We start from the raw sequence: 14,864 nt of genomic DNA, 5'->3' as shown, positions 1-14,864 counted from the left end.
AAAACGAAACTTGTAGCCATCCCCAGTCGATATTTATTCGTTATAACTTTACTTAAATAGCAATAATGTTTGAGAAAAGAGCCTTTCAATAAACATAAAGAGGAAGCTGGAGTCCTTCCTCTTTTTACTATACAAGGAATGATTTGATGAACAAAACTGATATGTTACTCGATTATCTTAAAAGACATTCTGGAAATGAATTTATATCTGCTAAAACATTAGCTGAATCATTAGGGGTAACCGACAGAACCATTCGTCACTATGTTAAGTCGATTAATGAAAAACAGCCTCATCTGATTGAATCAAGCAGAGTCGGATATAGATTAAGTAATAATATGGCTACTATTCAATATCCAGAGACAAATGATCATATGGACAATCGCCGTTTTTATATTTTAAGACGACTGATTAAGAGTTCTGACCGTGGCTTAGACTTATTTGATTTAGCGGATACTTTGTACGTTTCAGATGCTACCATACGTTCTGATATAATGAATCTCAATCGTTTAGTAACGACACATAATTTACAGATCATCCAACAAAATAATCGTTATGTTCTTACTGGTGATGAAAAGAGTCGCAGAAAATTGATGATCGATTTAATTGATTTTTCTAAACCAACTAAAACATCAATTGAAGAAGAGGTTCAACGATTCCTTGGACCTATATCACTACAAGAGTTAATGGAGTTAAGTAAGAACAGCTTTGATAAGCATAGTATTCATCCAAACACCTACTTCTTTAAGAATTTCATTATCCATTTAGCTATTGCTATTGAGCGTGCAACGGATAATGAACAATTAGAACAAAGTTCATTTCCTATTCAAAATCGAAATGCAACGAGTTATAAAATCATTAATGAAATTGCAGAAAATCTTAATAAAAAATATGCTATCCAGTTTTCGCAAGCCGATAAGGACGAGTTGGCCATCCTGTTTATTGGTCATATAAAAGATGATGAGCTTTCAATGGATAACTATGCAAGCATGAAAGTATCGAAAGCATTAGACCATGCTATTCAGGAAATAAGTGAAGTTTATATGCTTGATTTTACAAATAATCATTTTAAAACTCGCTTATTAGTGCATGTGCAAAACTTGTATAATCGTCTAAGTCAAAATAAATATACAAGAAACATGAGTGTACTGAACATTCGGATCAAATATCCAATAATATTTGATATAGCCGTATATCTAGCTTCAGTATTAGCGAATGATTTGAACGTTGAAATTAATGATGATGAAATTGCTTTTATTGCCCTACACATTGGGACCTTCTTAAATAGTCAAAATGATGGAAATAACAAAATCAATACGGTTATTATTACACCAGCCTATCTGAGCCAACAAGCAGAAATTGAAAAGTGTATTGAAAAGCATTTTGAAGATGAATTATTTATTAGTGGGATTTATGAAGATGTTAGTGAGTTGAATTCGCTAATGTCCAATGATTTAGTCATAACCACTCAAAGCACTGAACATATAAGAAATCGAATGGGAATGGTTAACACGGAATTCGTAAATATTCATGAATTTATAACAAAACACGATATTGCCTTGATCAGCCGTGCGATTGAAAAAATTAAACATAATAATTATACGAACTTTCTCAAAGACAAGATTCCCGAATTAATTAGTGAGAAGTTTTTTGTTACGATAAGTGATGATTTTTCTAGAGAACAAATCATGGAGACTATTGCAGAGAGCTTTCAAGAGGAAGATTATGTTGATTCGGATTACTTGAAAAAATTAAATGAGCGGGAAAAAGTTTCTTCTACTGCCTATCCAAGTGGTGTAGCCATTCCTCATACAATGAAGTTTGAAGCAAAAAGGACAGGCTTAATGATATTAAAACCTGTCAATCAAGTAGAGTGGGATCGTATTAAGGTTAAACTAATTATTGGGCTTGCTGTTAACAAGGATGATTCACATATGTTTAATAAAATATTTCCGCGAATCATTGAATTGGCTGCAGAGCCGTATAATATTCAATATCTATCTGGAACAAATACTAGAAATGAATTTATTGATCGTTTAATTGAATTAATGGTGAGAGATTATTTTCCAGAATAGATCAAACAGAAATTGTTTCATACTTAGATAGGCGATTCTTCCATAGGAAGAATCGCTTTTTTAGTGTAGCAGTAGAGGATCTTTGCTCACTTGTAGTGTGTCGGATTTATTGTTAGAAATACAGAATTATCAGAAATTATTTTAGGTTATTGTCGTATATATGAATAAGATATATGAATAAGTAAATCTTTTAAGGGGGGATAAAAGTAAAAAGGTTTTTATATAATTTTGTTTGTACCGTTGTTGTTGGAATTATTATTTATTCAGGCATGAAGTATCAAGCTTATTTAAAGAAAGAGGCAATGGTTACTATTAATTTAACGCCAGTCATATGGTTTGCAACAATATTTCCAATTATTATTGGTATGTTGTTACGATTACCTAAATTGATTATCCAGATGATAGAAAGAAAGAGTTGGACGTTTGATTGGGTTACAGTAATTTCTATTGGAATACCAGCTCTGTATATAGCATTGTTACAATACTTTCCATACAGCTCTTTAGGAATGTATATACCCTTTGCAAGAAATTTTATCATTATCGATAATTATGTATTAACAATGACTGGAGGAATTGTCTTTGGTTATGTTTTATTAGCCAGTATTAAAAAATGATTGTTTTTACATAATTACTAAAACTAATTTTTGGTAATTATGGAACTGTTTAAAGAGAGGGATAAAGTTGTGGAATATAAATGAAGCAGGATTTATCATTCCAGATGGTTTATTTAGCTACAAGATTCGACTCTCATTATAGCGAGGATTTTATAAAAATTGAAAACCTCCGCTTGTCAAAATGGAGGTTTTTCATTCAAAATTTTATTAAGAATACACAATTTCGAAAAGGTAAACATTGATTAACCTACATCAATTCTATCCTGAACATCCTTAAGAATCATTTCAAGTGATGTGACAATTCCTTTATCATCCTTATACATAATATGCTTTGGTTTAAAATGGACAGGTGAATCTAAACCGGCTGCGGCAGAGATGCGAAATAGCCCTTTTCTTAGTGTGACAAGAAAATTCACGACACGGAATTTCTTTTCATCGATCACAAGTGCTTTTTGTAGGTCAGGATCGGTTGTTGCAACGCCTACCGGGCAGGCATTTGATTGGCATTTCAATGTTTGGATGCATCCAACGGTAATCATAAAGCCGCGGGCAATATTAACAAGATCAGCACCCATTGCTAATGCGATGGCAATTCGGTCAGGTGTAAATAATTTTCCTGAGGCGATAATCTTCACACGATCACGTACCCCATATTTTTGCAATGTAGAAACGAGGATAGGCAATGCTGATTTAATCGGCAAACCAACACTATCAATTAGCTCTTGATAGGAAGCCCCAGTACCACCTTCTCCACCATCAACTGTAATAAAGTCAGGACCCTTACCCGTTTCTTTCATATATTTGGCTAATTCCTCGACACTGTCATTTCCACCAATAACAATTTTCATTCCGACAGGCATGCCTGTTACCTCGCGAATTTTTTCAATAAACTCACACATAGTTGGTACATCACTAAACTGATGAAAACGATTAGGGCTATCGACAGATTTATAAGGCTCTACCTTTCGAATTTCCGCGATTTCCGGGTTCACTTTTTCTGCATCGATATGGCCGCCACGTGTTTTTGCCCCTTGAGCGAGCTTAAGCTCAAATGCTTTAATTTCAGGTATTTCACTTTTGCGTTTTAATTCATCCCAATCGACTTCCCCATTTTTATCGCGGATCCCGAATAAGCCAGGACCAATCTGCATGATAATATCCACTCCACCTTCAAGATGATAGGGAGATAAGCCGCCTTCGCCTGTGTTCATCCACGTCCCTTTTGCTAATCCAAGTCCTTTGGATAATGCAGTGATTGCATGCTTTCCAAGTGCACCATAGCTCATTGCGGACATGCCAATTAATCCTTTTAATACAAAAGGGTATTTCGTATTTGGTCCAATGACAACCGCATCATCATCATGCAATAAATAAGCAGATGTTTCTTCATCCTCCCATTTTTCCTCCCGTTGTGAAAAAAGGGGGTCCTTCATTAATATGTATCTTTTAGTGAGAACCTTTGTGTCCTCATCCATTTTGATCTCTTCTGTCAATTTAGGAAACATATCATTTTTTACATAGAATCCTTCTTCGTCGAAGTCACGCTTTGAACCGAAGCCAACGACATCACGCTTATATTTTGCGCTTTTTACGATATGTTCATAGTCATCTCTCGAAAATGGTTTTCCTTCAGTATCACTATTGAACCAATACTGACGCATTTCGGGACCAATTTTTTCAAAGAAATAACGAATTCTTCCGAGTGCCGGATAGTTTCTTAAGATGGAATGACTTTTTTGGTTACGATCAAACAATAAGAAATAGATAAGAAAAATGATTAAACCGATGAGTAGCAATGCAATAACAATAAAACCAATGATGATTAAAATATCTGCAAGTTTCATTACGTCCGCCTCCTCTAACAATATTCATTACACGAAATGAAAAATATATGCATTGGCTGAACGTCACATAAATTTAAATGGGATTGGAAAGCTACTAAAAAACAATCAAGGAGGTACATATTCTTGAAAGCTTCCGATCTATTTGTTCAATGCTTAGAAAATGAGGGAGTGGAATATATTTTTGGAATACCTGGAGAGGAAAATACGGATTTAATTGATTCTCTTATAGGTTCGAATATTGAATTTATCGTTGTGCATCATGAACAGGCAGCTGCATTTATGGCGGATATTTATGGTCGTTTAACAGGAAAAGTGGGCGTTTGTTTAGCAACATTAGGACCTGGTGCGACCAATTTATTAACTGGAATTGGGGATGCTTATCTCGATCACGCTCCAGTTGTGGCAATTACAGGACAGGCTGGTCTTGAGCGTATCCATAAGGAATCACATCAATACGTTGATATTATCGGGGTTTTCAAAGAAGTAACAAAATGGAATCAACAAATAAGAGTACCACATACCATTCCTGAAATTATCCGAAAGGCCTTTAAAACAGCAGTTCTTGAAAAGCCGGGTGCTGTTCATATTGAATTACCTGAGGATATTGCCATGATGGACACAGAAGGTGAGCCATTACCAGTTACACCTCTTCCGATATCTCGACCAGCAGAAAGTGCAATTAAACAGGCCGCAGAAGCAATTAATCGATCAAAACGTCCAATTATTCTAGCTGGAAACGGGGTTATTCGTGATGGAGCAGTAGAGAGCCTTCGCGCATTTGCTGAAGCAAAAAATATTCCTGTAGTGAATACGTTTATGGCTAAGGGGGTCTTGCCATCTGATCACCCGCTTACCTTGTATACAGTTGGAATGCAGGCAAAGGACTATGTTTTATGTGGCTTTGATTTAGCCGATCTGATTATTACGGTTGGCTATGATTTTGTTGAATATTCACCTAAATATTGGAATGATGAAGCAATGAATCCAATCATTCATTTGGATAGTTTACCTGCTGAAGTCGATGCGTTTTATCCAGTCCAAGTGGAGCTAGTTGGAAATGTGAAGGAAGGATTAGATGAATTAAGTACATATGTGGAAAAAAAGGAATTATGGGAAAAGGTAAAACAATTAAAATCCCAATTAGATGAAAAACTTCATGCGAAAGACACGATTTCCGGAAGCCCGGTTAAACCGCAAAGAATACTGGCAGACTTAAAAAAGGCGGAAAAAGGAGAAGCTATCGTAATTTCAGATGTTGGTGCACATAAACTGTGGATTGCTCGAATGTTTCAACCTGAAAAACCAAATCACACAATTATCTCCAATGGTTGGGCGTCTATGGGGATTGCGGTTCCTGGTGCCATTGCAGCAAAATTAGCCAATCCAGACAAGCCAGTAATTGCTGTAACAGGCGATGGAGGGTTTCTTATGAATGGTGTTGAAATAGCAACAGCCAAACGACTTGGACTTGCCATTGTGATTATTATTTTTCACGATTCAAAATTTGGCTTGATTGAATGGAAGCAACTGAATAAATTTAATCGATCTAATGAGATTGAATTTACTGATCCAGACTTTTTAGAATTCGCAAAGAGCTTTGATGTGCAAGGTATAAAGGTAAAGCATTCAGATGAATTGTTACCTGCTTTAGAAAAAGCGATGCCTAGTGAAGAAATTGTCATCATTGATGTGGATGTGGACTACTCAGAAAATGTGGAGCTATCAAAAACACTTGGAAATTATATTTGTAAATTATAAATTCGTTGATCGTAAATCGAGGAGGAAAAGAACATGAAGAAAAAATGGTCCTTGTGGATAGGTGGTCATTGGAGGGATGCGAAAGCGTATGAACCATTATATAATCCTCATACAGATGAGGAGCTTGCAGAGATTGGGCAGGCTGAACCAGCAGATGCGGTAGAAGCAATTGTAGAGGCACATGCAGCTTTTCAAAAGTTTCGAACAGTCCCGGCACATGCAAGAGCAAAAATTTTATATAAAGCGGCAGAAATAATGGAAGCACGCAGTGAGGAATGTGCGAAAGTCATTGCTTTAGAAGCAGCCAAATCAATAAGAAATGCGCGTGAGGAAATGAATCGAACGGTTCAAACCTATCGTTTTGCCGCGGAAGCAGCCAAAAGTAATTATGGAGAACAAATCCCAATGGATGCTGCTGAGGGTGGGGAAAATCGCTTTGGCTTTACGATTCATACTCCCATGGGTGTAGTAACGGCAATTACTCCATTTAATTTTCCGTTTAATCTTGTTGCCCATAAAGTAGGTCCTGCCATTGCAGCTGGCAATACGATAGTTCTTAAACCTGCGGAACAAACGCCATTAAGCTCTTTATTACTTGCTGAAATTTTTAAAGAAGCAGGGCTGCCAGATGGCGTATTAAATATTATTCCCGGAAAAGGCGAAGTACTCAGTGAAGCATTGACCACACATCCATATGTTAAAAATGTGACATTCACAGGTAGTGTTGAAGTAGGACATATAATTCACCGACAGGCTGGCTTTAGAAAATTGACATTGGAACTAGGGTCAAATTCTCCTTTTATTATTGATGAAGGGGTGGATATTGATAAAGTTATCGAACGCAGTGTGTTGGGTTCATTTTCTTATAATGGTCAAGTTTGCATATCGATACAACGAATCTATGTTCATCGAACATTATACAAGTCTTTCTTGGAGAAATTTATCGCACGGACAAAACAGCTTGTGATTGGATCACCACTCGATGAGAATGTAAATATCACAGCCGTAATCTCTAAGAAATCCTTGAATCGGTTACAAACCTGGATTAATGAGGCTGTACAGTCTGGTGCAAAGGTAGAATGTGGTGGAACAGTAGAGGGGAATGTCCTGACTCCAACCGTTTTAACGAATGTCTCACGTGATTCGAAAGTATTCCGAAATGAAATTTTCGGTCCAGTCGTTTGTATTTTTCCATTTGACACCTTAGAGGAAGCGATTAATGATGCAAATGATTCGATATATGGGCTCAATTCTGGGATTATGACTAATAATATGGAGCATGCTTTTTATGCGGCTGAACACCTTGAAACAGGTGGAGTTATCATCAACGATATTCCTACTTTCCGTATTGATAATATGCCATATGGTGGTTGGAAAGATAGTGGAGTTGGGCGAGAAGGGATAAAGTATGCGATGAAAGAAATGATGGAGGAAAAGTTTATTAGCTTTAAAACAAAGTAAGTTGTATGTATAGATAATCCATTTATGGCAAGTATGTAGATGATTCGAAAGGAAAGGAGGGAACTGGCAAGATGGAAGTTGATATGAGTGTAGAAGAAGTATTACGCGAAATTCAGCAATTGCATATGAACGGGAATTCATTAGGTAAGAAAAGTATTAAAAAGTCCCACCCGCAATTAATGCGAAGTGCACTATATTATTTTCCAGATTGGGATAGTGCCATAGATAAATCTATTTCCTAAGAATCACTACATACTTGTAGGTTGTCTTATTCGTATAATAAGACAACCTTTTTTTCGTGCGAAAGTTGGATTGATTCGTGCGAATCATATCGGAATTTGTGTGAATCAAGGAGTGAAATTGGGATTCGCGCCAAACGTAGTCCGTTTCGTGCGAATCCGGCATAAGTTCGTGCGAATATTCCGGAATTCGTGCGAATCGGGCAAAGAAAAAAGTGATTCGCGCCAAACAAAGTCCGTTTCGTGCGAATCACCAAAATATCGTGCGAATGTCAGCCTAATTCGCGCGAATCACGAAAATGTATTGCTAACTCCACTTATATTAATTGCCTGTTTCCAGGAAAAGATGGAACTTTAGTCACACCACTGGAGTCTGGCTGTAGAATTTCATATTGATAATCATTAAATGTTTGCGAAATGACCTTTGCAATGGCTTCTCCTTTATTTTTTGGAACGAAGGAGATGATTGTAGGACCTGCCCCACTTAGGATGGTTCCGTAAACTCCGAGTTCATGACCTAATGCTGTAATTTTGGCTAGATCCGGAACGAGTGCTGCCCGGTAGGGTTGATGGAAAATATCCCTTTCCATCATTCGTCCGGCCAGTTCCCAGTTGTTTTGAAAAATAGCAGCGATAAGAACATTACTAATGCTACTCCCTTCGATTGCTTTACTGAAGGCAAGAGTTTCAGGGAGAACCGATCTTGCTTCTTTTGTTTTTAACTCGAATGAAGGAATCATTGCGATGATATCTATTTCTGGAGTAGGACCAATGATCGTTTCTGTTGATTCATTCGAATGAGTAGATACAGTTAGTCCACCCCATAAGGAGGAAGTAGCATTATCCGGATGACCTTCGAAGCTACTTGCAAAATGACCTTTCTCTGATCGACCTAATTCAAGCTCAAGAATAATGTCAGCTATTTCTATCCCGGCAACAATTGCAGCTGCGCTGCTTCCGAGTCCTCTTGCAAGTGGGATTTCACTTTGCATAGAGATGGTTAGTGGGGGCAGTTCTTTTTTGTAAAAATCACTGACATATTTCGCTGCATTATAAATAATATTTTCCTCGATGTCTGGTAATGGAACCTCATTGTTTATAAAATGGATATCCCATTGGTCCGAAAGTTGGGCACTCACATATAAATATCGATTAATCGCTAGCCCGATGGAATCAAAACCTGGACCCAAATTGGAGGTACTGCCTGGAACTTTTAAATAAAATGGTTCGTTCTTCATCGTGCCACCTGCTTTAGATGGTTTAGTAATTCATCCTTATTTGCTTTAAGTGTTTCAGGTTGGATTTTTAATTGATCCATCGCAGTAGCCGGATCCTTTAGTCCATTTCCTGTTAGGACAGCGACGATTTTACTACCTTTCTTAATTTCTCCTGATTTGATTTGTTTTTTTATTCCGGCAAGGGAGGCACAAGATGCGGGTTCGGCAAAAATCCCTTCTAATCCTGCTAGTTCTCGATAGCTTTCTAGTATTTCTTCATCGGTAACACTATCAATTTTCCCATTGGATTCATTGGCTGCTTCCACTGCTAGATTCCAGCTTGCCGGATTACCAATTCGAATCGCAGTCGCAATCGTTTCTGGATTTTCAATCACTTTATTTTGTACGATGGCTGCTGAGCCCTCGGCTTCAAATCCACGCATTTCTGGAAGCGAGTAGCCCTTCTTTTGGTGAAATTCTTTAAAGCCTTTCCAGTAGGCAGAGATGTTTCCGGCATTCCCTACAGGAATGGATAAAATGTCTGGTGCTTCTCCTAATTGTTCGCAAATCTCGAATGCTGCTGTCTTTTGACCTTCAAGGCGAAACGGATTGACGGAGTTGACTAATGAATATTCGGAATGCTTGGAAGTATGTATGACCATTTCTAGAGCATGATCAAAATTTCCCTCAATTTCATAAATTTTAGCGCCATACATAATGGATTGCGCTAATTTTCCAAGTGCAATTTTCCCTTTTGGAATAACAATTAAACAGTCAAGTCCAGCTCTTGTACTGTATGCAGCGGCCGCAGCAGCCGTATTTCCTGTAGAGGCACAAATGACTCCACGGCTGCCACTTTCCTTTGCTTTTGCAACGGCTAATACCATTCCGCGATCTTTAAAACTGCCTGTAGGATTCGCGCCTTCATACTTTACATAGATTTCTACCTGCCATTTCTCTGATAATACTTTTAAAGGGATCAACGGTGTATTCCCTTCCATTAGACTTAGGCTTGGTGTATTTTCAGTGATAGGTAAATAGTCTTTATATTGATTAATGAGCCCTTGCCAATACATTTAATTCATCCCCTCTACGCGATAATTGCTCTTCACATCGATGACTACATCTAAATCTGTTAATAGTTGATAGATTTGTTCAAATCGTTGTTGATTGGTTGTGTGTGTGATAATGACGACCTCTGCTAATTTCTTAGATACAATTGGTTCTTGAATAACCTTCTGCAAGCTCATTTCCTGCTCGTTGAATAGACCTGTTATTTTAGACAATGCCCCTGGTTCGTCCTTTACATGAAGACGAAGGAAATATTGACTTTCAATGGAGTCAGCCGGCTTTAGCTTCTTTTCATTTTGAGGTAGGAAAATATGCTGACCATTGATTCCGTGTTTCATATTTTTGGCGACAGAGATTAGATCCGAAACAACCGCGATCGCCGTTGGGAGTTCCCCAGCACCAGGACCGTAAAACATGGTTTCTCCTACTGAATGACCATAAACATAGATCGCATTATACTCATTATCTACTGAAGCAAGTGGGTGATTAGTAGGTAATAATGTTGGAGCGACTCGGACATCAATCTCTCCATTGTCTAGCTCTGCAATCCCAACTAATTTAATGGTATACCCCAGTTTTTTACTATAAAGGATATCTTCTTCAGCCACATGGGTAATTCCTTCAACGACAACATCTTCTAAAGTTACAGGAATTGAGTAGGCTAAATGACTTAAAATGACCATTTTTCTTGCTGCATCCAATCCCTCTACATCTGAGGAAGGATCACTTTCGGCAAAGCCAAGTGATTGTGCCTCCTGCAAGACTTCTTCATAGCTTACCGAATGATGACTCATTTTACTTAAAATATAATTAGTTGTTCCATTTACAATCCCGATTAATTTTTTTATTCGATCTGCTGCAAGACCATCTGTTAGCCCTCTTAAAATCGGAATACCACCACCAACGCTTGCTTCATAATACAGATCACAGCCCTGATTTGCAGCAGCTTGTAGTAATTCACTACCATGTAGGGCCATTAAGTCCTTATTAGCGGTGATGACGTGTTTTTTATTTTTTAAAGCAGTATGGATATGTTTTCTCGATTCTTCAATTCCACCCATGACTTCTATCACTATATCAATCTCAGGATTATCTACTATATCACTCGGTTCAGTTGTTAATAATTGATTATATTGATCGATTTTTCGAATTTTATCTGGATCTTTTACAAGGATTTTATTAATTAGAATTTGTGTGCCTGTTTGCTGCCTAAATTTTTCTTGCTCATTTGTTAGTAGGTGCACGACACCAGTTCCGACTGTTCCAAATCCTAATAATCCAACTGATAGTTTATCCAAATCCTCCACTCCATTCTTGTTTGCTTTCTTTTGGAAATTTCAATCAATCCATTTTAGAAAAACATTTGTATTCGTATAACGGACATTATAATCCTTTTTCAGGTCTTTGCTCAAGCCTATTTTAAAAATTTATCTATTTTTCTTATAAATATCATTTCGTTTTTTTAACTCTAGAATATTCACAAAAAATTTATAAAAGAAGGAAAGTGATAGTGATAGGGATGTAAGCGTTTACCAATTGACAGTTAAATCTAAATAGTCAAAAAACTTTCTGAAAAGGGGTTGACCGGTATATTTTAAAGGCGTATGATTGTCAACAATTAAATCATTTTTCTAAAGATTCATAATTGAAAGGGTTGAGTAGTCTTGGCAGACCAGTGGATTTTTTTAAATGACCGTTTTGTAAAAAAAGAGGAGGCAGTTGTCTCTGTTTATGATCATGGTTTCCTATATGGTGATGGTGTGTTCGAAGGGATTCGAATGTATAGTGGGAATGTTTTTCGCTTAGACGATCATATAAAACGGTTATACGAATCAGCACACTCAATCACTCTAAAAATTCCTTATGATCAGGAAGAATTAAAACAATTGATTATTGAAACATTGCGAAAAAATGAGTTTCAAGATGCTTATATCCGTGTAGTTATTTCAAGGGGCGTCGGTGACTTAGGTTTAAGCCCTTTTACTTGTAAGCATCCAGGAGTCATTATTATAGCGGAACCACTCGCATTATTTCCAAAAGAGTTATATGAAAGTGGCATTGAAGTTGTCTCCGTCGCTAGTCGACGAAACCGTTCAGATGTTTTAGATCCTAAGGTGAAATCTTTGAATTACTTAAATAATATATTAGTGAAAATTGAGGCTAGCTTAGCGGGTGCAAGTGAAGCATTGATGATGAATGACCAAGGTTATGTTGCAGAGGGCTCAGGCGATAATATCTTCATTGTAAAAGACAATGTCATTAAAACACCGCCAGGATATGTTGGGACGCTCGAAGGGATTACGAGAAACGTCATCATTGAACTTGCTAAACAACTAGGATTTGAAATTCGTGAAGATGTATTTACAAGGCATGATGTTTATATAGCTGATGAAGTGTTTTTAACGGGAACAGCTGCTGAAGTCATTGCTGTCGTAAAAGTAGATGGCAGAAACATTGCTGACGGCCAGCCTGGTCCGGTAACGAACAAATTACTTGAGGCTTTTAGAAATGTAGTTACCGTCGATGGAACAAAGGTGTATGAAACGGATCAGATTCAAGTTAGTTAATGGAAAGGGGTTGAGGTGAAGCAACATGCGAAGTGACATGATAAAAAAGGGAATAGATCGTGCTCCCCACCGAAGCTTGCTATATGCAGCTGGGGTAAAAACGAAGGACTTACATAAGCCATTTATCGGTGTGTGTAATTCCTATGTAGATATTATTCCTGGACATAAGCATTTAAATAAGTTTGCAGAGGTTGTAAAGGAAGCGATTTGGGAAGCTGGTGGTGTTCCTTTTGAATTCAATACCATCGGAGTCGATGATGGTATTGCGATGGGACATATCGGAATGAGATATTCACTTCCAAGTCGAGAGCTAATTGCTGATAGTGCAGAAACTGTAATCAATGCCCATTGGTTCGATGGTGTTTTCTACATCCCTAACTGTGACAAAATAACACCAGGAATGTTAATGGCTGCAGCGAGAACGAATATTCCTTCCGTATTTGTATCCGGAGGTCCAATGGAAGCAGGAAAAACAGCTGATGGAAAAAATCTTTCTCTTACTTCTGTTTTTGAAGGGGTAGGAGCATATAAATCAGGAAAAATCGATGAAGAAGAATTACTTGCGCTTGAAACGAGTGCTTGTCCAACATGTGGTTCATGCTCGGGAATGTTTACAGCAAACTCAATGAACTCACTAATGGAAATTCTGGGGCTAACCCCTCCGGGAAATGCAACCATTGTTGCAACCTCGGATGAGAGACACAGGATCATTCGTGAAGCTGTCGGTCATTTAATGAATTGTATTGAAAAGGATATAAAGCCGCGTGACATTATTACGAAAGAGGCAATTGATGATGCCTTTGCACTAGATATGGCAATGGGAGGATCCACCAATACGGTATTACATACATTGGCGATTGCCCATGAAGCAGGGATTGAATACGATTTAGATCAAATTAATGAGGTAGCAAAACGAGTACCTTATTTAGCAAAAATCAGTCCTGCCTCAGATTACTCGATGCAAGATGTACATCGTGCAGGTGGTATTAGTGCCATTATCAATGAGCTTTGCAAAATCGATGGAGCCATTCATCGCTCAAGAATAACCATTACAGGTAAGAGTACTTATGAAAATGTCAAGGATGCAGTCATACACGATCAAGATGTGATTCGTCCGATTGAAAATGCGTATAGTCCAGTTGGCGGTCTTTCCATTTTAAAAGGAAATCTTGCTCCAGATGGAGGAGTAATCAAGGTAGGTGCCGTCGATCCATCTATAAAAACATTCCTCGGTGAGGCGATTGTATTCGAATCACAGGAGGAAGCACAGGAAGGAATCGATAATGGATTAGTTCGTGAAGGGCATGTCGTGGTTATTAGATATGAAGGACCAAAGGGTGGTCCGGGGATGCCTGAGATGCTAGCACCAACCTCATCAATAGCTGGAAGAGGATTATCGACCAGTGTCGCATTAATTACAGATGGAAGATTTTCTGGTGCGACACGGGGGATATCCGTCGGCCATATTTCACCAGAGGCGGCTGAAGGTGGTCCGATTGCTTTCATCAAAAATGGGGATCAAATATTAATCGATTTAATTAATCGAAAGATAGAAGTTATGTTATCAGATGCAGAGCTTGAACGAAGAAGATTAAATTGGGATCCTCCAGAACCAAAGATTACTACTGGTTATTTAGCAAGATATGCAGCATTAGTAACATCTGCAAATACTGGAGGAGTATTGAAAATAAAATCACCGCAAAAAACGTTGACGAGGACAAATGGTTAAGACCAGATACTTACAGAGAGTCGGGAGCGCTGAAAACCGATAGTATCCCTTACCATTACTCACCTCTAAGTGCTAATCTGAACGGGTACAAGTAGGAATAGCCGAGTGTTTACTTTAACACTCGTTATCAAAAGCAACGCTAGTAAAGAGGGGAAAAGGATTTTAGTCAAATTACTAACCTTTCACTTTATAAAACTAGTCGCTGTAAAAGGTGTTATTCGTAAGGATAACATAAAGTTGGGTGGTACCATGGAAAGAAGTCTTTTCATCCCTTCATAATTGGTAGATTTTT

Annotated in this window: 11 protein-coding genes; 7 read left to right on the top strand and 4 right to left on the bottom strand. The window is 37.8% G+C overall.

The window, feature by feature from the left end; genetic code table 11:
- The first annotated feature begins 146 nt into the window (after window positions 1-146).
- Both MHI39_RS20770 and MHI39_RS20765 read left to right on the top strand, forming a co-directional pair.
- Window positions 147-2,072: a PRD domain-containing protein gene (locus MHI39_RS20770; protein ID WP_278892028.1), complete on the top strand. Its 1,926-nt coding sequence runs from the start codon at window positions 147-149 to the stop codon at window positions 2,070-2,072.
- Window positions 2,073-2,374: 302 nt separating this feature from the next.
- The gene (locus MHI39_RS20765; protein WP_342540091.1) at window positions 2,375-2,686 is read left to right on the top strand and encodes a hypothetical protein; all 312 of its coding nucleotides are present in this window, start codon (window positions 2,375-2,377) and stop codon (window positions 2,684-2,686) included.
- Window positions 2,687-2,928: 242 nt separating this feature from the next.
- On the opposite strand, the gene MHI39_RS20760 is transcribed toward MHI39_RS20765, so the two are convergent.
- Window positions 2,929-4,530, bottom strand: coding sequence for an FMN-binding glutamate synthase family protein (locus tag MHI39_RS20760; protein WP_278892029.1), 1,602 nt, complete (start codon window positions 4,528-4,530; stop codon window positions 2,929-2,931).
- A 123-nt stretch (window positions 4,531-4,653) separates the two neighbouring features.
- Here MHI39_RS20760 and MHI39_RS20755 point away from each other — a divergent pair, with 123 nt between their 5' ends.
- From MHI39_RS20755 to MHI39_RS20745, 3 genes are all read left to right on the top strand, one after another.
- Window positions 4,654-6,288 carry an acetolactate synthase large subunit gene (locus MHI39_RS20755; RefSeq protein WP_342540090.1) on the top strand — a complete coding sequence of 545 codons (1,635 nt, stop codon included), beginning with the start codon at window positions 4,654-4,656 and terminating at the stop codon, window positions 6,286-6,288.
- Between the two features lie 33 nt (window positions 6,289-6,321).
- Complete coding sequence (locus MHI39_RS20750; protein WP_180211587.1) at window positions 6,322-7,749, top strand: aldehyde dehydrogenase family protein; 1,428 nt, start codon at window positions 6,322-6,324, stop codon at window positions 7,747-7,749.
- Window positions 7,750-7,820: 71 nt separating this feature from the next.
- A complete protein-coding gene (locus MHI39_RS20745) occupies window positions 7,821-7,991 on the top strand; it encodes a hypothetical protein (protein WP_169846886.1) in 171 nt (56 codons plus the stop codon).
- Between the two features lie 314 nt (window positions 7,992-8,305).
- Here MHI39_RS20745 and thrB read toward each other — a convergent pair whose 3' ends face one another.
- The 3 genes from thrB to MHI39_RS20730 are packed head-to-tail and all read right to left on the bottom strand — an operon-like array spanning window position 8,306 to window position 11,574.
- The gene (gene thrB, locus MHI39_RS20740) at window positions 8,306-9,226 is read right to left on the bottom strand and encodes a homoserine kinase (protein WP_278892032.1); all 921 of its coding nucleotides are present in this window, start codon (window positions 9,224-9,226) and stop codon (window positions 8,306-8,308) included.
- The gene (thrC, locus tag MHI39_RS20735; RefSeq protein ID WP_278892034.1) at window positions 9,223-10,281 is read right to left on the bottom strand and encodes a threonine synthase; all 1,059 of its coding nucleotides are present in this window, start codon (window positions 10,279-10,281) and stop codon (window positions 9,223-9,225) included. The genes thrB and thrC overlap by 4 nt, the downstream gene beginning before the upstream one ends.
- Entirely contained in the window at window positions 10,282-11,574 is a 1,293-nt protein-coding gene (locus tag MHI39_RS20730; protein WP_278892035.1) for a homoserine dehydrogenase, read from the bottom strand.
- Window positions 11,575-11,940: 366 nt separating this feature from the next.
- Here MHI39_RS20730 and ilvE point away from each other — a divergent pair, with 366 nt between their 5' ends.
- Both ilvE and ilvD read left to right on the top strand, forming a co-directional pair.
- A complete protein-coding gene (gene ilvE, locus MHI39_RS20725; RefSeq protein ID WP_278892036.1) occupies window positions 11,941-12,843 on the top strand; it encodes a branched-chain-amino-acid transaminase in 903 nt (300 codons plus the stop codon).
- 25 nt (window positions 12,844-12,868) lie between these two features.
- On the top strand, window positions 12,869-14,572 hold the full coding sequence (ilvD, locus tag MHI39_RS20720; RefSeq protein WP_058005702.1) for a dihydroxy-acid dehydratase: 1,704 nt from the start codon (window positions 12,869-12,871) through the stop codon (window positions 14,570-14,572).
- The last annotated feature ends 292 nt before the right edge of the window (window positions 14,573-14,864 follow it).

Origin of the sequence: Heyndrickxia sp. FSL K6-6286 (genome assembly GCF_038630395.1) — a bacterium.
GTDB lineage: Bacteria > Bacillota > Bacilli > Bacillales > Bacillaceae_C > Heyndrickxia > Heyndrickxia oleronia.
This window is presented reverse-complemented; position numbering and strand designations above follow the sequence as displayed.

Bases quoted from the DNA above. Each gene is read 5' to 3' on its own strand.
- MHI39_RS20770 (WP_278892028.1), top strand. From the start codon at position 147: ATGAACAAAACTGATATGTTACTCGATTATCTTAAAAGACATTCTGGA.
- MHI39_RS20765 (WP_342540091.1), top strand. From the start codon at position 2,375: ATGGTTACTATTAATTTAACGCCAGTCATATGGTTTGCAACAATATTT.
- MHI39_RS20760 (WP_278892029.1), bottom strand. From the start codon at position 4,530: ATGAAACTTGCAGATATTTTAATCATCATTGGTTTTATTGTTATTGCA.
- MHI39_RS20750 (WP_180211587.1), top strand. From the start codon at position 6,322: ATGAAGAAAAAATGGTCCTTGTGGATAGGTGGTCATTGGAGGGATGCG.
- MHI39_RS20745 (WP_169846886.1), top strand. From the start codon at position 7,821: ATGGAAGTTGATATGAGTGTAGAAGAAGTATTACGCGAAATTCAGCAA.
- thrB (WP_278892032.1), bottom strand. From the start codon at position 9,226: ATGAAGAACGAACCATTTTATTTAAAAGTTCCAGGCAGTACCTCCAAT.
- thrC (WP_278892034.1), bottom strand. From the start codon at position 10,281: ATGTATTGGCAAGGGCTCATTAATCAATATAAAGACTATTTACCTATC.
- ilvD (WP_058005702.1), top strand. From the start codon at position 12,869: ATGCGAAGTGACATGATAAAAAAGGGAATAGATCGTGCTCCCCACCGA.